This window comes from Streptomyces sp. NPDC048295 (assembly GCF_040652135.1).
In the GTDB taxonomy this organism is placed as follows: domain Bacteria; phylum Actinomycetota; class Actinomycetes; order Streptomycetales; family Streptomycetaceae; genus Streptomyces.
Map to the genome: position 1 here is coordinate 12,052 of NZ_JBEZLL010000004.1, position 20,147 is coordinate 32,198.

Genomic DNA, 20,147 nt, shown 5'->3' on the forward strand with positions numbered 1-20,147 from the left:
CGGCGGTCACATCCCGTGGACGGCGGGCACGGTGCCGAGGCGTCCGGCCTGGAAGTCCTCGAAGGCCTGCTTCAGTTCGGCCTGGCTGTTCATCACGAACGGTCCGTAGTGCGCCATCGGCTCACGGATCGGACGGCCGCCGAGCAGCACGACCTCCAGGTCCGGGGCGTTCCCGTCCTGCTTCTCGTCCGCCCGGACGGTCAGCGCGGAACCGGCGCCGAAGACCGCGGTCTGCCCCATGTGGACGGGGCGGCGCTCCGCGCCGACGGTGCCGCGGCCGGCCAGCACGTACGCGAGGCCGTTGAAGTCCTCGCGCCACGGCAGGGTCACCTCGGCGCCGGGGCGCACGGTGGCGTGGATCATCGTGATCGGGGTGTGGGTGATGCCGGGGCCCTCGTGCCCGTCGAGCTCACCGGCGATGACGCGGAGCAGCGCGCCGCCGTCCGGGGAGGCGAGGAGCTGGACCTGGCCGCCGCGGATGTCCTGGTAGCGGGGGTCCATCATCTTGTCGGCCTTGGGCAGGTTCACCCAGAGCTGGAGGCCGTGGAAGAGGCCGCCCGACATCACGAGGGACTCCGGCGGGGCCTCGATGTGCAGGAGGCCGGAGCCGGCGGTCATCCACTGGGTGTCGCCGTTGCGGATGGTGCCGCCGCCACCGTTGGAGTCCTGGTGGACGAAGGTTCCGTCGATCAGGTACGTGACCGTCTCGAAGCCGCGGTGCGGGTGCCAGGGGGTGCCCTTCGGCTCACCGGCCGCGTACTCCACCTCGCCCATCTGGTCCATCATGATGAACGGGTCGAGGTACTTGTAGTTGATCCCGGCGAACGCGCGGCGAACCGGGAAGCCCTCGCCCTCGAATCCGCTCGGCGCCGTGGTGACGGCGAGCACGGGACGGTCCGCTGCGTCGCCCTTGGCGGCGACCTTGGGCAGGGTCAGCGGGTTTTCGACAGTCACTGCGGGCATGGAAGCCACCTCCGGGATCGTTCTGCCTTCAATTTAGTTGAATGGTGAACATCTTGCAAGGGGGGATCCATTCCCTCAGCCGTCCGGAGCAACGCAAGGGGCCCGCACCGAGCGGTGCGGGCCCCTTGCGAAGGATCGGATCTCAGCCGTACATGCGGCGCATCGCGAAGTCGACCATCTGCTCCACGGCCTTCGCGTCGAAGACCATGCGGTGCTCGCCCTCCATGTCGAGGACGAAGCCGTAGCCGGTCGGCAGCAGGTCGATCACCTCGGCCCCGGTGATCACGAAGTACTTGGACTCCTTGCCCGCGTACCGCCGCAGCTCCTTGAGCGTGGTGAACATCGGGATCACCGGCTGCTGGGTGTTGTGCAGCGCCAGGAACCCGGGGTTGTCACCGCGCGGGCAGTACACCTTCGACGTCGCGAAGATCTGCTGGAAGTCCTCGGCGGACAGCGAGCCGGTGGTGAACGCCCGTACCGCGTCACCCAGGGACGGCGGCGAGGGTTCGGGATACAGCGGCTGCTCGCCGTAGCCGCCACCCATCTGCTGCTGTGCACCCGGGTTCTGGTCGTAGCCGTACATAGCGCAAAGAGTAATCGGACACATCGGGGCCTTGAGGGGTTGCGCCTTATTACTGACGGGTAGCATCATCATGGAGGTCAGCTGATATACGCACCGCCAGCTCGTCGCCCGCCCGGCCCACACCCCGTCCCGGGGCACTGCGCGCCACTGCTATTGATTACGGAGCCTTCCATGGGGCACTACAAGTCGAATCTCCGCGACATCGAGTTCAACCTCTTCGAGGTCCTCGGGCGCGACAAGACGTACGGCACCGGCCCGTTCGCCGAGATGGACGTCGAGACGGCGAAGAGCATCCTCGACGAGGTCAACCGCCTCGCGGAGAACGAGCTGGCCGACTCCTTCGCGGACGCCGACCGCAACCCGCCGGTCTTCGACCCGGAGACCAACACCGCGCCGGTCCCGGCGGCCTTCAAGAAGTCGTACCAGGCCTTCATGGACTCCGAGTACTGGCGCCTGGGCCTGCCCGAGGAGATCGGCGGCACCACCTCGCCGCGCTCCCTGATCTGGGGCTACGCGGAGCTGCTGCTCGGCTCGAACCCGGCCGTGTGGATGTACTCCTCCGGCCCGGCGTTCGCCGGCATCCTCTTCGAGGAGGGCAACGAGGCGCAGAAGAAGATCGCCGAGATCGCCGTCGAGAAGCAGTGGGGCTCGACGATGGTGCTGACCGAGCCGGACGCCGGTTCCGATGTCGGCGCGGGCCGCACGAAGGCCGTCGAGCAGGAGGACGGCTCCTGGCACATCGAGGGCGTGAAGCGCTTCATCACCTCGGGCGAGCACGACATGTCCGAGAACATCATCCACTACGTGCTGGCCCGCCCCGAGGGCGCCGGCCCCGGCACCAAGGGCCTCTCGCTCTTCATGGTCCCGAAGTTCCACTTCGACTGGACCACCGGCGAGCTGGGCGAGCGCAACGGCGTGTACGCGACGAACGTCGAGCACAAGATGGGCCTCAAGGCGTCCAACACCTGCGAGATGACCTTCGGCGACCAGCACCCCGCCAAGGGCTGGCTGATCGGCGACAGGCACGACGGCATCCGCCAGATGTTCCGCATCATCGAGTTCGCCCGCATGATGGTCGGCACGAAGGCCATCGCCACCCTGTCGACCGGCTACCTGAACGCACTGGAGTACGCCAAGGAGCGCGTGCAGGGCACCGACCTGTCGCAGTTCATGGACAAGACCGCTCCCAAGGTCACCATCACGCACCACCCCGACGTGCGCCGCTCCCTCATGACGCAGAAGGCGTACGCGGAGGGCATGCGCTCCCTGGTGCTGTACACCGCCACCGTCCAGGACGCGATCCAGGAGAAGGAGGCCGCGGGCGAGGACGCGAAGGCGCTGCACGGCCTCAACGACCTGCTGCTCCCGATCGTGAAGGGCTACGGCTCCGAGAAGTCCTACGAGCAGCTGGCGCAGTCGCTCCAGACCTTCGGCGGCTCCGGGTACCTCCAGGAGTACCCGATCGAGCAGTACATCCGTGATGCCAAGATCGACACGCTGTACGAGGGCACGACGGCGATCCAGGGCCAGGACTTCTTCTTCCGGAAGATCGTCCGCGACCAGGGCGCCTCGCTGAACGCCCTCTCCGAGGAGATCAAGAAGTTCCTCTCCGGCGCCCAGGGCAACGAGGAGCTGGCCGGCGCGCTGGACTCGCTCGCCAAGGCGGCCGTGGACCTGGAGGCGATCGTCGGCACGATGATCACCGACCTCACCGCGACCGGCGAGGACGTCAAGAACATCTACAAGGTGGGCCTCAACACCACCCGCCTCCTGATGGCCTCCGGCGATGTCGTCGTCGGCTATCTGCTCCTCAAGGGCGCGGCCGTCGCGGCGGAGAAGCTGCGAGACGCCTCCGCGAAGGACGTCGCCTTCTACCAGGGCAAGATCGCCGCCGCGAAGTTCTTCGCCGCGAACGTCCTGCCGGGCGTCTCGGCCGAGCGCGCGCTCGCCGAGTCCGTCGACAACTCGCTGATGGAGCTGGACGAGGCCGCGTTCTAGGCTCCCCTTCAAGATCGTCGACACGCACCGTCACCCGGACACGCTTTCGGGTGACGGTGCTGTCGTATCGGCTGGGTACGCTGGCCGCAGGGCTCAGAATCTCGTCCATGGGAGGAACCATGACCGCCGAGGCACTGCCCGAAGCGTCGCACCGCCAGCCGGACGGTTCCAAGTGGCCGGTCCCGCCGTCGGACGGCTACACCGTGGACGACCTGTTCACTCTTCACGGCCTCCCGCCGCACACAGAGCTGATCGACGGGAGTCTGGTTTTCGTGAGTCCGCAGCGGAAGTTCCACACGCTGGCGATGTATTTGCTGGAACAGGGACTGCGCGGCAACGTCCCGGAAGATCTGCGGGTACGCCGCGAAATGGCCGTCGTCCTCGGCAAGCGCAACGCACCGGAACCCGACCTCGTCGTGGTGACGGCCGAAGCGGACGGGGACCAGCTCCAGACCCGCTACCAGGCCGCCGATGTCCGGCTCGCCGTCGAGGTCGTCTCGCCCGATTCCGAGGCCCGGGACCGCGACACCAAGCCGCACAAGTACGCCGGGGCCGGCATCCAGAATTTCTGGCTCGTCGAGATGTCCACGAGTGGCCGGCCCGTGGTCTGGACGTACGCACTGGACCCGGTCAACAAGAAGTACGTCTCCACCGGCGTCCACCACGACCGGCTGAAGCTCTCCGTCCCGTACGACATCGACATCGACCTGACCGCCATCGACCGCCTGTAGACCTGGCCCGTCCCGCCGCACCGGCCTTCTTTAGGATCGGCTGTCCAGCAAGCCGGAGGGGGCGGGTTCACTCATGGGTTCCAAGGGTTTCGCGGGTACACGAGCGGTTCAGGGGCTGCTGGCGGCCGGGACGGCGGTGCTGCTGCTCGCGGGCTGCGGGGGCGGAGGTGGGGACACCGGGGCTGCGGAGCTCGACAACGGGCAGGTCGCCTCGGTGCTGCCGGACGCGAAAGCCGTCCCGGGCTGGCGGAACCACATGAAGCCGGAGGCCCAGAAGCCAATTGCCGAGTACCCGCCGTCGGTCTGCGCGGCCAGGACGAAGGAGCAGCGGAAAACGGCCTGCGACCCGGTCACGTCCTGGGGCGTCTCGGCCTTCTCTCGCAAGGCGGACATGACCACGCTCAATTTCTGGGCCCTCGCCTACAAGGACGAGAAGGCCGCGGACGCCGCCTACGACATCCTGGCCGAGTGGTACGGCGGGGACCGGGTCGGCCAGGACGCCGAGAAGGTGGACCTCGCCAGCCCGGGCGCCGAGCGCGAGGCCAGCCGCGCGGCGGTCGGTACCATGGGCGGTCCGGCCACGATCGCGCAGATCCGGGTCGGGACGACCGTCCTGGGCATCAGCACCGGCACCACGGGCAGGGCAGCGGTCCCCGACAAGGAGGTCAAGGCGTTCGCGGCCATGTTCGCGGAGCGCGCGCAGCAGGCCCAGAGCGGCGAGAAGCCCTCGGCGGCGATCCCGGGAAGCTGAGCGGACGCCCCCGCCCGACGGCGGTCAAGCCACCCGGCCCGGTCTCGTTACAGTGAGGAACATGAGTTCCTCCCTCCGCTTCGACCGCGGTCACACCGACGACCTGATGGCCTTCCTGATGGCCTCCCCCTCCCCGTACCACGCCGTGGCCACCGCGGCCGCCCGGCTGGAGAAGGCCGGGTTCCGGCAGGTCGAGGAGACCGCGGCCTGGGACGGGACCGCCGGGGGCAGGTACGTCCTGCGCGGCGGTGCGATCGTCGCCTGGTACGTGCCGGAGGGCGCCGAGGCGCACACCCCGTTCCGGATCGTCGGCGCGCACACCGACTCCCCGAACCTGCGGGTCAAGCCGCTGCCCGACACCGGGGCGTACGGCTGGCGGCAGGTCGCCGTGGAGATCTACGGCGGGACGCTGCTCAACACCTGGCTCGACCGTGACCTCGGCCTGGCCGGCCGGATCTCCCTGCGCGACGGCAGCCACCGGCTGGTGAACATCGACCGCCCGCTGCTGCGCGTACCGCAGCTGGCCGTGCATCTGGACCGGTCGGCCAACCCCGACGGGCTCAAGCTCGACCGGCAGAAGCACATGCAGCCGATCTGGGGCCTCGGGGACGTCGAGGAGGGCGACCTGATCCGGTTCGTCGCCGAGGAAGCCGGCGTCGACGCGGAGGACGTGACCGGCTGGGACCTGATGCCGCACGCCGTCGAGCCGCCCGCCTACCTGGGCCGGGACCGTGAGCTGCTGGCCGGGCCCCGGATGGACAACCTGCTCTCCGTGCACGCGGCGACCGCCGCGCTCGGCGCCGTCGCCGGACAGCCGGACGAGGAGCTTCCGTACATCCCGGTCATGGCCGCCTTCGACCACGAGGAGAACGGCTCGCAGTCCGACACCGGCGCCGACGGGCCACTGCTCGGCACGGTCCTGGAGCGTTCGGTCTTCGCGCGCGGCGGTACGTACGAGGACCGCGCCCGGGCCTTCGCCGGAACCATCTGCCTCTCCTCCGACACCGGTCACGCGGTCCACCCCAACTACGCCGAGCGCCACGACCCGACCCACCACCCGGTGGCCAACGGCGGACCGATCCTCAAGACCAACGTCAACATGCGGTACGCGACCGACGGCAGCGGCCGGGCCGTGTTCGCGGCGGCATGCCAGAAGGCGGGCGTGCCGTGGCAGACGTTCGTCTCCAACAACTCGATGCCGTGCGGCACCACGATCGGCCCGATCACCGCCGCCCGGCACGGGATCCAGACCGTGGACATCGGTGTGGCGATCCTCTCGATGCACAGCGCCCGTGAGCTGTGCGGGGCGGACGACCCGTATCTGCTGGCCAACGCGCTGACGGCGTTCCTGGCGGGCTGACCCCGCCTGCCGCGGGGCCGTCGGCGGGTCGGCGTTCCGGTGCGCGAGACGCTCCGGAAACGCCGGCCCGCCGTCGTCCGGCGGCCGCTGCGCGCGCACCCCGCCGATCGGGCACAACCCGTCGTCGGCGCCCCGGCACCCCCGATATCCTGGGACTTTCCCGTGCCCGCCCCCCGGGCGCATCCCGCCCGGAAGGGAAGCCGCTCGTGGAGTTCCGGCTGCTCGGCACCGTCTCCGTCGACACGTTCACCGGGCCACTGCCGCTCGGCCCCGCCAAGCGCCGCAGCCTGCTCGCCGCGCTGCTGCTGTCCGCCAACACCCCCGTCTCCATCGCCAGGCTGACGGACTCGCTCTGGGACGACACCCCGCCGCTGCACGCCCGCAGCGTCATCCAGGGCCATGTGTCCCGGCTGCGCGCCCTGCTGGTGGGCGCGGACGCGGAGGCGTACGGGGTGGAGCTGGTCACCCTCGGCGACGCCTATGTGCTGCGGCTGCCGGAGACCCTGCTGGACGCGCAGCGCTTCGAGGAACTGCTGACACTGGCGCGGGGGCAGCGCAACCCCGTCGACGCGGTGCTGATGCTCAAGGAGGCCCTGTCCCTGTGGCAGGGGCCGGCGCTCAGCGGCGCGTTCACCGGACGGCCGCTCCAGGCCGCCGCCCACTCGCTGGAGGAGTCGCGGCTGGCGACCGTCGAGCAACTGGCACACGCCTACGCGGCGCTGGGGGAGCACAACCGGGCGGCGTCGGTGCTGCGGGCGGAGGCCGTCGCGCATCCGATGCGGGAGTCGCTGGCGGCGGCGCTGATGACGGCGCTGTACCGGGCGGGGCGTCAGTCGGAGGCGCTGGACTGGTTCCACCGCACGCGGCGGCTGCTCGCCGACGAGCTGGGGATCGATCCCGGACATGAGCTCGCCGACGCGTACGCGCTGATCCTGCGCGGCGACCCCGGGCCGGACGCCGGGCGGGAGGGCGGACGGAACGCACCCGACGGACAGGGGGCCACGGCCCGTGGCCCGGTCCGGACCGGCGGCGGTGACGGAAACGGCGGCCGGGGCGGCTCCGGCAACGGGACCGTGCCCCCGGCCCGTCCGGTGGCGGACCCGCGGACCGGAACGGACGACGGATCCGCGGCGCGACCGGCCGCCCCGACCGGCGGAACGGGCAACGGTACGACCGGCGGAACGGGCAACGGTACGACCGGCGGAACGGGCGGCGGCACGACCGGCGCGCCGCCCCGCCCCCTCCCCGTGCCGTCCCTGGCCGGCGAGCCGCACCCCACCGATCTGCTGCCCCGCGCACCCCGCGGCTTCCAGGGGCGGACCGCCGAGCTGGCCGCGCTCACCCGGGCCGCGGCAGGCGAGGCACCCGTCTGCCTGGTCACCGGACCGGCCGGCGTGGGCAAGACCGCGCTGGCCCTGCAATGGGCGCACCGCACCCCCGCCGCCTTCCCGGACGGGCGGCTCTTCGCCGATCTGCGCGGGTTCAGCGACACCGGCGAGCCCGCCCTCATCGAGGTCCTGCGCGAGTTCCTGCTGGCGCTCGGCGTCGCGCCCCGCCGCGTCCCGGAGTCCGTCGCGGCCGCGGCCGCGCTCTTCCGCTCCCTGACCGACCGGCGCCGCCTGCTCGTCGTACTCGACAACGCCCGCCACTCCGCCACCGTCCGGCCGCTGCTGCCGGGCGGAACCGACTGCGTCACGCTGGTCACCAGCAGGCACCGGCTGGAGGGCCTCATCGCCTCGGACGCGGCCCGGCCCGTACCGCTCGACGTCCTCGAACCGCCGGACGGCACGGCCCTGCTGGCCGGTGTGCTCGGCGAGGACCGGGTGCTCGCCGAACCGGTCGCGGCCCGTCGGCTCGCCGAACTCTGCGGAGGACTGCCGCTCGCGCTGCGGGTCACCGCGGCCCGGCTGGCCGGGCGCCCGACGTGGACACTGGCCGGTCTCGCCGATGAACTCGCCGACGAACGCAGCCGGCTGACGTACCTCGACGTGGACGACACCGGTGTCTCGGCCGCGCTGCGGCTGACCGTGCAGCAGCTGCCGCAGGACGCCGTCCACCAGCTCGCCCGGCTCGGCCACCACCCCGGCAGCCACTTCGACCCGTACACGGCCGCCGCGCTCGCCGGCACCGACCCGGTCGTCGCCACGGCGGCGCTGGAACAGCTCGCCGCCGCCCATCTCGTCACCGAGACGGCGCCCGGACGCTGGGTGCTGCACGATCTGGTGCGCCTCTACGCCCACGGCATGGACCCCGGGAGCGGGTCCGAGGCACTCATCGGGGTCCTCGACCACTACATCGCCACCGCGCTGGCCGCCGCCGACACGGCCGAGCCCGGCGGCGAGCCCTGCTTCGTCCTGCCGGAGGACTACCACCGCCCGGTCGCCGTACGGGACTTCGTCGACCGGGCGACGGCGATGCACTGGCTGGCGGCCGAACGCGACGATCTGGCGCTGGCCGCCGACGCCGCCCGGACCGCCGGATTCCACGACCGGGCGTGGCGGATCATCCTGCTCCAGTGGCCGCGGGTGGTGTGGCGGGTGCGGGACAACTGGGCCCCGCTGCTGGAACTGGCGCTGGACTCGGCCCGCGCCCTCGGCGACGCGTACGCCGAGTCAAGGGTGATCAACCTGCTGGGCTGGGTGCTGGCCGAGGAGGGCAGGGCCGCCGAGGCCGTCGCCCTGCTGGAGCGCTCGCCCGGCCTGGCCCGGCAGGCCGGCGACCGGCTCGGCGAGGCGACCGCGCTGATCAACCTCGCCGTCGTCCAGACCGAGCAGGGGGAACTCGACACCGCTCTGGAGGGATGCGGGCGGGCTGTCGCGCTGGCCCGTGAGGCGCAGGACGCGCACACCGAGATGCTGGCGCTCCAGCACCTCGCCCGGATGCAACTGGCCGCGCACCGGCCGCACGAAGCCCTCGAATCCGCCCGGACGGCGCTCGACCTGGGGCCCGAGCACGAGGAGATCGCCCGCCGGGTGCTGCTGCTGACCACCAGCGGCGAGGCCCGTCTGGCGCTGGGCGAGGAGAACGACGGGATCCGGCTGCTGGACCGGGCGGCCGGGGAGGCGGAGAGCGCCGGTTACGACGAGGGCGCGGTGCAGGCCCTCCAGGCGCTGCTGCGGGTGACGGCCGAGCCGGAGTACCGCAAGCGGTACGAGGAAGCGGTCCGCCGGCTCACCGACGACGGGTGAGCCGCTCCGGGCCCGGTCGCGCGACCGGGCCCGACCGCCTCTCAGCCCTGCTCGTCCATTCCCGCCAGCACCAGCGGCAGCCGGGCCGTTCCCGCCGCGTCCACGCGGACGGGGACGCCCCAGTCCTGCTGGTGGACATGGCAGGCCGGGTACTCGTTCGCCGGGTCGTCGTCGCAGGACGCCGCCATCGCCGACACATGCAGGACGCCCTCGGTGACGTCCTCGGCCAGGACCAGGTCACGGAACAGGTCCGTCCCCGGCCCCGCGCCCTCCACCAGCAGCTCCGGCGGGGTCGCCGAGACCAGCAGCCGGGTCGAGGGGCCGTACCGGGTGTCCAGCTTCTGCCCGGCCGGTGCCTGGAAGACCACATCGAGCCGGAGCGTGCCCGGGGCGATCTCGGTGGCCGCGCGCTGTGTGCGGTGCGCCCGGTCGGCGACGCGTACGGCCTCCTCGGGCAGCCGCAGCCGGGTCAGCCGGTGCCGGGCGGACTCGACGACCACGAGATCTCCGTCGACCAGTACGGCGTCGCTGGGCTCGCGCAGATCCGTGGCCAGCGTGGTGACCTCGCCGCTCGCGGGGTCGTAACGCCGCAGCGCGTGGTTGTACGTGTCGCAGACGGCGACGGACCCGTCGGGCAGCGCGGCCACCCCCAGCGGGTGCTGGAACAGGGCCTGTCCGGCGGCGCCGTCACGGTGCCCGAAGTCGAAGAGCCCGGTGCCGACGGCCGTACGGACGGCGAAGCCGTCCCCGTCGCGCTCGACGTGGCGCAGGGAGGACGTCTCCGAGTCGGCGACCCAGAGCCGCTCCCCGTCGGCGGAGGCGGCGAGCCCGGACGGCTGGGCGAACCACGCCTCGGCCGCCGGTCCGTCGACCAGGCCCTCGTTGGTGGTGCCCGCCGCGACGTCGACGGTCCGCGTCGCGGGGTCGTACGTCCACAGCTGGTGCACCCCCGCCATGGCGATCCACAGCCGGCCGGCGAACCAGGCCACGTCCCAGGGGGAGGAGAGGTCGACCTCGCGGGCCGGCCCGGAGGTCGGCGAGCCCTGCCACCACTGGCGGCCGGTGCCGGCGAGCGTCGTCGTCTCCCCGGTGGCGAGGTCGAGGGCGCGGATGGCGTGGTTGACCGTGTCGGCGACCGCGATCCGGCCGTCGGGCAGCACGGCGAGCCCCTGCGGCTCGGAGAACCGGGCCCCGTCGGGACCGCCGTCGGCGAAGCCCCTGTCCCCCGTGCCGAAGTGACGGCGCACCGTCTCGCCGTCACGGTCGAGCTCGACCAGGCGGTGGCGGGTGGTGTCGGAGACGAGGAAGCCGCCGTCCGGCAGGAGCAGCGCCTTGCCGGGGAAGCGCAGATGTGTGGCGACCGGCTCCGGCGCGACATAGGGGCCGTCGCCGCGGCGCAGCGTGCCCTTCGCCGCGTGCTCGGCCTCCAGCTCCTCGACCAGCTTCGCGATCGCGTGCGCATGGCCCTCGCCGGCGTGCTGGGCGACGACATAGCCCTCGGGGTCGATGACGACGAGCGTGGGCCAGGCCCGTACGGCGTACTGCTTCCAGGTCGCCAGTTCCGGGTCGTCGAGGACCGGGTGGTGGACCTCGTACCGCTCGACGGCGTCGACGACGGCCTGGTGCTCGGCCTCGTGGACGAACTTCGGCGAGTGCACCCCGATGATCACCAGGGTGTCGCGGTGCTTCTCCTCCAGCTCGCGCAGCTCATCGAGGACATGCAGACAGTTCACACAGCAAAAGGTCCAGAAATCCAGGACCACAATGCGTCCTCGCAGGTCAGCGAGGGTGTACTGCTGGTCGCCTGTATTGAGCCAGCCGCCCTTGCCGATCAGCTCGGGGGCCCTGACGCGCGCACGTGTTGCCATGTGAACAGTCAACATCACCGTGGCGTCCACGCATTCCGCAGGGACCTCGGGGAACCTGTGAGCCATGAGATTCCTGGTGCGTGAACGACTCTTCTCCGTCGGTGACGACTACTGGATCGAGGACGCGGACGGCCGCAAGGTGTTCCTCGTCGACGGCAAGGCCATGCGGCTGCGGGACACCTTCGAGCTGAAGGACGCGCGGGGCCGGATCCTGGTCGAGATCCGGCAGAAGCTGCTCAGCCTGCGCGACACGATGCTCATCGAGCGCGACGGCGAACAGCTCGCCAGGATCAAGCGCAAGCGGCTGTCGCTGCTGCGCAACCACTACCGGGTCACACTGGTCGACGGCACCGAACTCGATGTCAGCGGCAAGATCCTGGACCGCGAGTTCGCCATCGAGTACGACGGGGAACTGCTGGCCCAGATCTCTAGGCGCTGGCTGACCGTCCGGGACACCTACGGCATCGACGTCGTGCGGGAGGACGCCGACACGGCACTGCTCATCGCCGTGTCGGTCTGTGTCATCGTGCTCGCGGACAAGGAGCGCGAGGACTGATCCGCCCCGGTTTCACGTGAAACGAAGCGGTCCTACCGGAGCCCGGGCGGGGCCAGTCCCAGGCGGCGGTCCTTGAGGGCCGGGAACTGCTCGCGGGTCGCCGCCACCTTCGCCGGGTCGAACTCCACGTCGAGCACCTCCTCGTCCGCGCCCGCCTCCGCGAGCACCTCGCCCCACGGGTCGACCACGATGCTGTGCCCGGCCTGCTGGACTCCGCCATGGGTGCCCGCGGAGCCGACGGCCAGGACGTACGACTGGTTCTCGACGGCGCGGGCCTGCGCCAGCAGCGTCCAGTGGGCGCGGCGCCGCTCGGGCCAGCCCGCCGAGACGATCAGCGTGTCGGCGCCCGCCTCGACCAGGCCGCGGAACATCTCCGGGAAACGCAGGTCGTAGCAGGTCGCGAGGCCCAGCGTGGTCTGCGGCAGGGCGACCGTGACCAGCTCCTCGCCGGCGCCCATCATGACCGCCTCGCCCTGGTCGAAGCCGAAGCGGTGGATCTTGCGGTACGCGGCGGCCCGCTCGCCCTCGGGCGTGAAGACGAGCGAGGTGTTGTAGAAGGTGCCGTCGGCGGCGCGCTCGACGAAGGAGCCCGCGTGCAGCCAGACCCCGGCGTCGGCCGCGGCCTTCGCCATGATGTCGTGGGTGGGCCCCTGGAGCGGTTCGGCCTCGTCCGCGAAGGAGTCGTAGGCGAACGCGCCGACCGGCCAGAGCTCGGGAAGGACCACCAGATCAGCGCCTCGCCGGCCCGCGATCAGGGAAGCCGCACGCTCTCTCCGGGCACTGACGGATTCGTCCGGGTCTACTGCGATCTGGATGAGGGAGGCGCGCACACTACCACCGTCCTGGCATTCGAGCCGTCAACACGGGCCTACGATCGTCACACGAAAGCACTGCCGGGGTGCCTGCTCGCAGCGTAACTTAGCGACCGAACCTCCCACGCAGACCGCCGCCCGCAGACCGCCGCCCGCGCCCAGCTCTCCAGCCCATGCACCGCAGAACCGCACGAGGGGTCCCGTGACCGTCCATCCCAGCCTCCAGACCTACGCCGATGCCTGGACCCACTCCATCGAGTCGATAGCGGAGCTGGTGAAGCCGCTCGCCGAGGGAGAGTGGAACCGCCGTACGCCATGCCCCGCCTGGTCGGTGCGTGACATCGTCTCGCACGTCATCGGCATGGAGTCCGAGCAGCTCGGCGACCCGCGCCCGATCCACTCCCTGCCCCGCGATCTCTACCACGTGCAGAGCGACTTCGCCCGTTACATGGAGATGCAGGTCGATGTGCGGCGGCACCACACCGCGCCGGAGATGACCTCCGAGCTGGAGTACACGATCATTCGCCGGGCGCGTCAGCTGCGCAACGAGACACGTGATCCCGAGACCATGGTCCGGGCGCCGCTCGGTGCCGAGCAGACCCTCGAACTGGCGCTGCGGATGCGCGCCTTCGACGTCTGGGTGCACGAGCAGGACCTGCGGGCGACGCTGGGGCAGCCCGGCAATCTGGACTCCCCCGGCGCCACGATCGTGCGGGACATCCTGCTGGAGGCGCTACCGAAGGTGGTCGCCAAGGACGCGGGAGCGCCGACGAATTCGGCGATCGTGCTCGATGTGCACGGGCCGCTGGAGTTCCTGCGCACCGTCAGGGTCGACGCGGAGGGCCGGGGTTCGGTGGACGGTTCGCCGTCGCTGGGGCCCGTGGTGACGCTGGCGATGGACTGGGAGACGTACTTCCTCCTCGCCTGCGGGCGGGTGCGCGCGTCCGCGGTCGCCGAGCGGGTCAAGGTCGAGGGCGACGAGGACCTGGCGACGGCGATCCTGCAGAACTTCGCCGTGACGCCGTGAGCCGTGACGGTGTGACGGCATGACGGTGTGACGGCTCAGCGCCGTGACGTCATGATCGGCGGCGCCCGTCGCACGAGGGACGGGCGCGCCGCCGATCCGGCACGACGAGCGGTCACACGGGTACGTGCACGGCCTCCACGCGGCTGACCACATGGTGGTTCCGCTCGCGGTGCGTGGCCCTGGAGTGCAGTCGCAGGATCTGTACGACGCCGAGCGCCTCCAGCACGAAGACCGAGGCGAACGCGATCCGGTAGTTGTCGCCGGTCGCGTCCAGCAGCACACCGACGGCGAACAGCGTGGTCATCGAGGCGATGAAGCCGCCCATGTTCACGATGCCGGACGCGGTGCCCTGCCGCTCCGGCGGGTTGGCCGGCCGTGCGAAGTCGAAGCCGATCATCGAGGCCGGGCCGCAGGCGCCGAGCACCACGCACAGCACGATCAGCAGCCACATCGGCGTGTGGTCGCCGGGGTAGAAGATGGCCGACGCCCAGAGCAGCGCCGTCACCAGGACCGTGCCGAGGGCCAGCGGGGCGCGGGCCGCGTGGTGGCGGGCGATGATCTGTCCGTAGACCAGCCCGAAGGCCATGTTGGAGAGCACCACCAGGGTGAGCAGCTCACCGGCGGTGGACCGGCTGAGCCCCTGCGCCTCCACCAGGAACGGCAGCCCCCACAGCAGCAGGAACACCATGGCCGGGAACTGCGTGGTGAAGTGCACCCACATGCCGAGCCGGGTGCCGGGCTCCCGCCAGGCCGCGGCGATCTGCTTGCGCACATAGGCGGCGCCCGCGTGCTCCGCGGGCGGGGGCTCGTGGCCCTCGGGGTGGTCCTTCAGGAAGAGCAGCAGCAGAACGAGGACGACGACCCCGGCGGCGGAGCTGCCGACGAACGTGTTGGTCCAGCCGAATCCGTGCAGGGCCCGCGCGATGAAGAGCGTCGAGACGAGGTTGCCCGCCATCCCGAAGAGCGCCGCGACCTGGCCGATCAGCGGGCCGCGCCGGGCCGGGAACCAGCGGGCGCCGAGCCGCAGCACGCTGATGAACGTCATCGCGTCCCCGCAGCCGAGCAGCGCCCTGGACGCCAGCGCCATGCCGTACGAGGGGGAGAGCGCGAAGCCGAGCTGCCCGAGGGTGAACAGCACGGCCCCGAGGGTGAGGACCTTCTTGGTGCCCAGCCGGTCGACCATCAGGCCGACGGGTATCTGCATGCCCGCGTAGACGAGCAGCTGGAGGATGGAGAACGTGGAGAGCGCGGAGGCGTTGACGTGGAACCGGTCGGCGGCGTCCAGCCCGGCGACACCCAGGCTGGTGCGGAAGATGATCGCGACGAAGTAGACGGCGACCCCGATGCCCCAGACCCACGCGGCACGCCGGCCACCGGGTGGATCGCCGGGCAGGGACAGGGTGGGAGCGGCGGCAGAGCTCACCGGTCCTCACCCCTGACCAGCACCTTGACCCGGCTGACATGGCGCCGCACGACCTGCGCGGCCCCCTCCGCGTCCCCGGCCCTGATCGCCTCCAGCAGCTCGCCGTGCTCGGTGATGTTGGCGGCGATCCTCCCCGGGTGCGCCTCCATCACGGCGACACCCATCCGCAACTGCCGGTCGCGCAGCTGGTCGTAGAGGCGCGAGAGGATGTCGTTGCCCGCGTTGCGCACGATCTCGGCGTGGAAGCAGCGGTCCTTCACGGACACCTCCGCCAGGTCCCCGGCCTCGGCCAGCTGCCGCTGCTCCTCCAGGAGCTCTTCGAGCCGGCCGATCAGCTGCGCGGAGGCGGGCACGGCCTTGCGGGCCGCGAACTCCTCGACCAGCAGCCGGGTCTCCACCACATCCGCGATCTCCTGGGCGGAGACGGCGAGGACGAGGGCGCCCTTCTTCGGGTAGAGCTTGATCAGCCCCTCGACCTCCAGCCGCAGCAGCGCCTCGCGCACCGGCGTACGGGAGACGCCGACGGCCTCCGCGAGGTCTCCTTCGGTCAGGAGGGTGCCGCCCTCGTAGCGGCGGTGCAGGACCGCCTCCTTGATGTGGGTGTAGACGCGCTCGGCGGCTGGCGGCTGCTTGACGGCGGACTTCACGGACGACTTCGCGACAGGCTTCACGGCTGGGGGTGCGGCAGGCATGCACACAGCATAGATACAAGATGCGTACATGGCGAACGAGTCCGCGATACGGAACGCACGCCTTCCGCCCCGCCCCGCTTCACCCGGCCGTGGCAGGAATCACCCGTATCCCTGAATTGCCTCAGGAATCAGCACATCCATCCGGCAGGCTCATGAGTCTCACCACCGAGCGGCACCTTCATGTGGCCGCATTCCAGGGGCATTTGGAGTATTCAAGTTGAAAATCGGCATTAAGGGCATAAGCCGCGCCACCGCCACGGCCACCGTGGCCCTCACGGCCGGTGCCGTCATCGCGGGCAGCGTCTTCGCCTCCACCGCACAGGCCGCCACGCTCGCCACCCCGAAGATCACCGCCGCCGGCGGTTTCACGATGAACAACGGCTCCGCGAAGACCCTGTTCTCCAAGGCCGCGGACACCCGTCGTTCCACCGGCTCCACCACCAAGATCATGACGGCCAAGGTGGTGCTGGCGCAGAAGAACCTGAACCTGGATTCCAAGGTCACGATCCAGAAGGCGTACAGCGACTACATCGTCTCCAAGGGCGCCTCGTCGGCCCGCCTGATCGTGGGCGACAAGGTCACGGTCCGCCAGCTGCTGTACGGCCTGATGCTGCCGTCCGGCTGCGACGCCGCCTACGCGCTGGCCGACAAGTTCGGCTCCGGTTCCACCCGCGCGGCCCGCGTGAAGTCGTTCGTCGGCAAGATGAACGCCCAGGCCAAGTCCCTCGGGCTGAAGAACACCCACTTCGACTCGTTCGACGGCATAGGGAACGGCTCCAACTACTCGACGCCGCGCGACCTGACGAAGCTCGCCAGCAGCGCGATGAAGAGCTCCACCTTCCGCACGGTCGTCAAGACCAAGTCGACCAAGCAGAAGGTCACCACGAAGTCCGGCGGCTACCGCTACATGTCGTGGTCCAACACCAACACCATGCTCAGCAGCTACAGCGGCGCCATCGGCATCAAGACCGGTTCCGGTCCGACGGCCAAGTACTGCCTGGTCTTCGCCGCGACCCGCGGCAGCAAGACGATCGTCGGCACGGTGCTCGCCTCCACCAACGCGACCAACCGCTCGGCGGACATGAAGAAGATCATGGACTACTCCTTCAAGAAGTAGCCCACTCGCTTCACAGCAGCACGCACAAAGAGGGGGCCCGCATCACGCGGGCCCCCTCTCGCCGTACCGGAGAGCATGCTCAGTCGAGACAGAACTCGTTGCCCTCGACGTCCTGCATGTTGATGCACGACTCGTTCTCCTCGTCGGCATACAGCACCTTCGTGCACACCGCCCCGAGCGCCACCAGCCGATCGCGTTCGGCCTCGAGCACGGCCAGCCGCTCCGCACCCACGAGCCCGGTGCCTGCCCGCACGTCGAGATGCACCTTGTTCTTGGCGACCTTGCCCTCGGGAACCTGCTGGAAATACATGCGCGGGCCCTCACCCGTGGGATCGGTGCACACAGCCCATGATCCCTGTCCCTCGGAAGGCAGCGTCACGACGTACCCCAACACCTCGCACCAAAAGCGGGCGACGCGCTCGGGCTCTGCGCAGTCGAACGTGACCTGGAACTTCTTGACCGATGCCATTCGGTCACCCTAACAGCGGGTCTTCGCCAGCCAGTTCCTATTTTTCGGGCCCGCAATTCCGAGCGCCCTTCCGGACGCCGACGGCCGGCATCTCCCCGCTCAGCGAAGACCGCGCTTCTCTCGTTCGGCTTCGGTCAGCTCCTCCATGAGTTCCTCCGGGTCCACCGTGTACTCGGTGTCATCGAGGGCGTCGTAGTCCTCGGTGCTCAGCGGCAGGCCGAGCCCGGCGAGTTCGGCGGCCAGTCGTGTGAACGCGATTCGCTCGTCGGGCTCGTCCTGGTAGCCGGCCCGCTCGGCGGCGACCCCCTCGGTCAGAGTGAGGCCCGACAGGCCCCAGAAGCTGAACTCGGTGTCCAGCTCGACGAGGTGCCAGGCACGATCCGCAGGTTCGTCGGGGTGCAGCCAGTAGCCGATCCACCCCTTTCCCCCCTTCGCCACGAGCTTGACGTACTTGGCCATCTCCGCGGCTCCGGCATTGACGGCCTGCATCTCCGGGTCCGCGAGTTCCTTTTCGCTCAGGTAACTGGTGTCCAGGAGCGGGTGGACCTCTCCCGCCTCGAAGAAGTCGAGGTCGAGAAGGCGGGTGAAGTCGGTGCGGCCTCCCCACTGCGCCACCAGCAGCACACGCAGATCGTCGGGTATCGGACGGCCGTCCAGCCGCTCGGCGGAAAACGCGGCGAGCCGTTCGTCGTACATGTGCCCTCTCCAGAGGTCGAAGCGAGATCCTCGCGTCAACGTAGTGGCGGTGTCCGACAAGAGGCCGGGTATGCCGGCGGCTGCGCACGCGCGGACCGGGCCGCCGCCGCATAGCACCGGACGGTCACCTTCTGCTCCGGGCTCCACTGCTGTTCGACCGTGGCCAGCAGCTGCCAGCCCAGCCGCTCGTACAGAGCTGCTGCCGCAGTGTCCGAAGCCAGCACGTCGAGCACCGGATGCAGGCCGTGATCCCGTGCTTCCGCGACAGCCCGCCCCATCAGCAGGGCACCGATCCCGTGGCCGCGGGCCCACGGGGCGACGAACAGTCGGTTGACCACGGCGGTCGCGTCGGTACTCACCCCCGCACGAGCGCTCCAGAGCCCGGGAGCCGCGTCTCCCGCGCCGCTCCGGGACAGACCGACATGACCGGCCACACGGCCGTCCAGTTCCGCCACCCATGAGGCGATGAGCGATGACGGTGTGAGCCATGCGCCCGGGGAGTCGGGCCAGTTCACCGGATAGCCGTCGTGCTCATGGACCTCTGCCAGCACCCGAGCACAGTCGCCGAGGTCGCGGTCAGTCCGCTGTCGGACACCAGGGGGTACATCCGCGCCGGACGCGCTCTCGCTCTTCACTGCGGCAGGGAAACACAGCCCGAGGGCCGGTGAACAGCGGCCTTCGCGACAGGCTCCGGCCGGACGGCCCGGGTCAGCCCGACGACCGGACCAGCCCGGCCCGGAAGGCGTCCCAGGCGGCGGGGCCGAGGACGATGACGGGGCTGTCGGGACGCTTGGAGTCGCGGACGGCGATGGTGTGGGGGACATTGCAGGCTACTTCGACGCACTCACTGGACGTCGCGCTGTAGCTGGACTTGGAGAAGCGGAACACAGTCACTTGCTCATCTCCTTCGCAATGCTGTCGATGAACTGGATCGAGTCGTAGGGCGACAGGCTCATTCGGGAAGCCTGGTCGAAAAGGCTGACAAACACCTGGCTCTCGTCCGCGTCTTCGACCCAGATGGTGGACCGCGGGGTGTCCATGTGCACGACATCCACCGCCTCGTCCTCCCCGAATGACAGAACGTTGAACGGGCCGCCGATGCAGGGATGGCCACCGGCACGGAACGGCAACACCTGAATGTGCACATTCGGAAGTTCAGCCAAGCCGCACAAATGCTCAAGCTGGCGTGCCATCACCGCAGGCCCGCCCATCAGTTGACGAAACGCGGCTTCCCAGATGACAGCGTGGATCCGCAGGGGTGCGTCGCCGTGCAACCTGGCCTGGCGCTTCATTCTGCCTGCGACAACATCCTCGATCCTGTCGATGTCGTTCCACGACATGTCAGCCACGCCCATGGCTCGCGTGTACTCAGCGGTCTGAAACAGGCCGGGGATGAGAGCCATCTGCCACTGCCGCACTTTGACGGCGGCATCCTCCATCGCGATGTACTCCACCTGCGTCGCGAGAGTCGGGGTCTCGTTCCACCACCCCTTGACCTTACGTCTCTCGCGATCAGTCTTCGCCAGCTCCAGCAAGTGGGCCAGAATCCGCGCCTCGCTGACTCCGTACAGGGTGCAGAGCGCCGCGATGTCCGGGTCCCGCATCGGAACCCACCCGCTCTCCATCTTCACGATCTTCGTCGGAGTCGCGCTGAGCGATTCTGCTGCCTGACGTTGAGTCATGCCCGCTGCAACCCGCAGGACTTGAAGCTCCCCACCCAGGCGCCGACCGAGAACAGTGGAGACTCGGTTGCCATTCGCCCTCTTGCCCATTGCCTGCATGCGGACCTCCCATCCCTGCGAACCCCAAGTGTCGCAGCAAGCGCCGCAGCCTCGGGGCCAGTAGCTCGTATGGGGAATATATCTCCCGGAGCCTTGAGCCCTGGATATACGAAGCGCTACGTTCGGCTCTCC

At 70.1% G+C, this 20,147-nt stretch carries 19 protein-coding genes; 8 read left to right on the plus strand and 11 right to left on the minus strand.

The window, feature by feature from the left end; all coding sequences use genetic code 11:
* Positions 1 to 6 precede the first annotated feature (6 nt).
* Positions 7 to 963 (minus strand): pirin family protein, encoded by a 957-nt coding sequence (locus tag AB0D53_RS06685; RefSeq protein WP_362441114.1) that lies wholly within the window; start codon positions 961 to 963, stop codon positions 7 to 9.
* A gap of 142 nt (positions 964 to 1,105) precedes the next feature.
* Positions 1,106 to 1,546, minus strand: coding sequence for an SseB family protein (locus tag AB0D53_RS06690; protein ID WP_148836880.1), 441 nt, complete (start codon positions 1,544 to 1,546; stop codon positions 1,106 to 1,108).
* Between the two features lie 171 nt (positions 1,547 to 1,717).
* Between AB0D53_RS06690 and AB0D53_RS06695 the strand changes: the two genes are divergently transcribed.
* The 5 genes from AB0D53_RS06695 (at position 1,718) to AB0D53_RS06715 (ending at position 9,574) form a co-directional block, all read left to right on the plus strand.
* Complete coding sequence (locus AB0D53_RS06695) at positions 1,718 to 3,544, plus strand: acyl-CoA dehydrogenase (RefSeq protein ID WP_362441118.1); 1,827 nt, start codon at positions 1,718 to 1,720, stop codon at positions 3,542 to 3,544.
* Positions 3,545 to 3,651: 107 nt separating this feature from the next.
* Complete coding sequence (locus tag AB0D53_RS06700; RefSeq protein WP_362441121.1) at positions 3,652 to 4,275, plus strand: Uma2 family endonuclease; 624 nt, start codon at positions 3,652 to 3,654, stop codon at positions 4,273 to 4,275.
* Positions 4,276 to 4,348: 73 nt separating this feature from the next.
* On the plus strand, positions 4,349 to 5,026 hold the full coding sequence (locus AB0D53_RS06705; protein ID WP_362441123.1) for a hypothetical protein: 678 nt from the start codon (positions 4,349 to 4,351) through the stop codon (positions 5,024 to 5,026).
* 61 nt (positions 5,027 to 5,087) lie between these two features.
* Complete coding sequence (locus AB0D53_RS06710) at positions 5,088 to 6,386, plus strand: M18 family aminopeptidase (RefSeq protein ID WP_362441125.1); 1,299 nt, start codon at positions 5,088 to 5,090, stop codon at positions 6,384 to 6,386.
* 206 nt (positions 6,387 to 6,592) lie between these two features.
* Positions 6,593 to 9,574: a BTAD domain-containing putative transcriptional regulator gene (locus tag AB0D53_RS06715; protein WP_362441128.1), complete on the plus strand. Its 2,982-nt coding sequence runs from the start codon at positions 6,593 to 6,595 to the stop codon at positions 9,572 to 9,574.
* Between the two features lie 41 nt (positions 9,575 to 9,615).
* Here AB0D53_RS06715 and AB0D53_RS06720 read toward each other — a convergent pair whose 3' ends face one another.
* Positions 9,616 to 11,442 (minus strand): NHL domain-containing thioredoxin family protein, encoded by a 1,827-nt coding sequence (locus AB0D53_RS06720; protein ID WP_362441131.1) that lies wholly within the window; start codon positions 11,440 to 11,442, stop codon positions 9,616 to 9,618.
* 64 nt (positions 11,443 to 11,506) lie between these two features.
* Here AB0D53_RS06720 and AB0D53_RS06725 point away from each other — a divergent pair, with 64 nt between their 5' ends.
* Positions 11,507 to 11,998 (plus strand): LURP-one-related family protein, encoded by a 492-nt coding sequence (locus AB0D53_RS06725; RefSeq protein WP_362441134.1) that lies wholly within the window; start codon positions 11,507 to 11,509, stop codon positions 11,996 to 11,998.
* A gap of 32 nt (positions 11,999 to 12,030) precedes the next feature.
* Here the strand turns inward: AB0D53_RS06725 and AB0D53_RS06730 are convergent, their stop codons facing one another.
* Positions 12,031 to 12,828 carry a carbon-nitrogen family hydrolase gene (locus tag AB0D53_RS06730; RefSeq protein ID WP_362441137.1) on the minus strand — a complete coding sequence of 266 codons (798 nt, stop codon included), beginning with the start codon at positions 12,826 to 12,828 and terminating at the stop codon, positions 12,031 to 12,033.
* Between the two features lie 184 nt (positions 12,829 to 13,012).
* Here AB0D53_RS06730 and AB0D53_RS06735 point away from each other — a divergent pair, with 184 nt between their 5' ends.
* The gene (locus AB0D53_RS06735; RefSeq protein WP_362441140.1) at positions 13,013 to 13,837 is read left to right on the plus strand and encodes a maleylpyruvate isomerase family mycothiol-dependent enzyme; all 825 of its coding nucleotides are present in this window, start codon (positions 13,013 to 13,015) and stop codon (positions 13,835 to 13,837) included.
* Positions 13,838 to 13,949: 112 nt separating this feature from the next.
* On the opposite strand, the gene AB0D53_RS06740 is transcribed toward AB0D53_RS06735, so the two are convergent.
* Both AB0D53_RS06740 and AB0D53_RS06745 read right to left on the minus strand, forming a co-directional pair.
* Positions 13,950 to 15,260, minus strand: coding sequence for an MFS transporter (locus AB0D53_RS06740; protein ID WP_362441143.1), 1,311 nt, complete (start codon positions 15,258 to 15,260; stop codon positions 13,950 to 13,952).
* Positions 15,257 to 15,952 (minus strand): GntR family transcriptional regulator, encoded by a 696-nt coding sequence (locus AB0D53_RS06745; RefSeq protein ID WP_362441146.1) that lies wholly within the window; start codon positions 15,950 to 15,952, stop codon positions 15,257 to 15,259. The genes AB0D53_RS06740 and AB0D53_RS06745 overlap by 4 nt, the downstream gene beginning before the upstream one ends.
* A 217-nt stretch (positions 15,953 to 16,169) precedes the next feature.
* On the opposite strand from AB0D53_RS06745, the gene AB0D53_RS06750 reads away from it, so the two are divergent.
* Positions 16,170 to 17,069: a serine hydrolase gene (locus tag AB0D53_RS06750; RefSeq protein ID WP_362441149.1), complete on the plus strand. Its 900-nt coding sequence runs from the start codon at positions 16,170 to 16,172 to the stop codon at positions 17,067 to 17,069.
* A gap of 79 nt (positions 17,070 to 17,148) precedes the next feature.
* On the opposite strand, the gene AB0D53_RS06755 is transcribed toward AB0D53_RS06750, so the two are convergent.
* The 5 genes from AB0D53_RS06755 to AB0D53_RS06775 form a co-directional block, all read right to left on the minus strand.
* Positions 17,149 to 17,538 (minus strand): VOC family protein, encoded by a 390-nt coding sequence (locus AB0D53_RS06755; RefSeq protein ID WP_362441152.1) that lies wholly within the window; start codon positions 17,536 to 17,538, stop codon positions 17,149 to 17,151.
* A gap of 99 nt (positions 17,539 to 17,637) precedes the next feature.
* Positions 17,638 to 18,234, minus strand: coding sequence for a hypothetical protein (locus AB0D53_RS06760; protein WP_362441155.1), 597 nt, complete (start codon positions 18,232 to 18,234; stop codon positions 17,638 to 17,640).
* Positions 18,235 to 18,269: 35 nt separating this feature from the next.
* Entirely contained in the window at positions 18,270 to 18,785 is a 516-nt protein-coding gene (locus tag AB0D53_RS06765; RefSeq protein ID WP_362441158.1) for a GNAT family N-acetyltransferase, read from the minus strand.
* A gap of 157 nt (positions 18,786 to 18,942) precedes the next feature.
* Positions 18,943 to 19,128 (minus strand): DUF397 domain-containing protein, encoded by a 186-nt coding sequence (locus AB0D53_RS06770; protein ID WP_362441161.1) that lies wholly within the window; start codon positions 19,126 to 19,128, stop codon positions 18,943 to 18,945.
* Positions 19,125 to 20,015, minus strand: coding sequence for a helix-turn-helix transcriptional regulator (locus AB0D53_RS06775; RefSeq protein ID WP_362441164.1), 891 nt, complete (start codon positions 20,013 to 20,015; stop codon positions 19,125 to 19,127). Before AB0D53_RS06775 ends, AB0D53_RS06770 begins: the two co-directional genes overlap by 4 nt.
* Positions 20,016 to 20,147 lie beyond the last annotated feature (132 nt).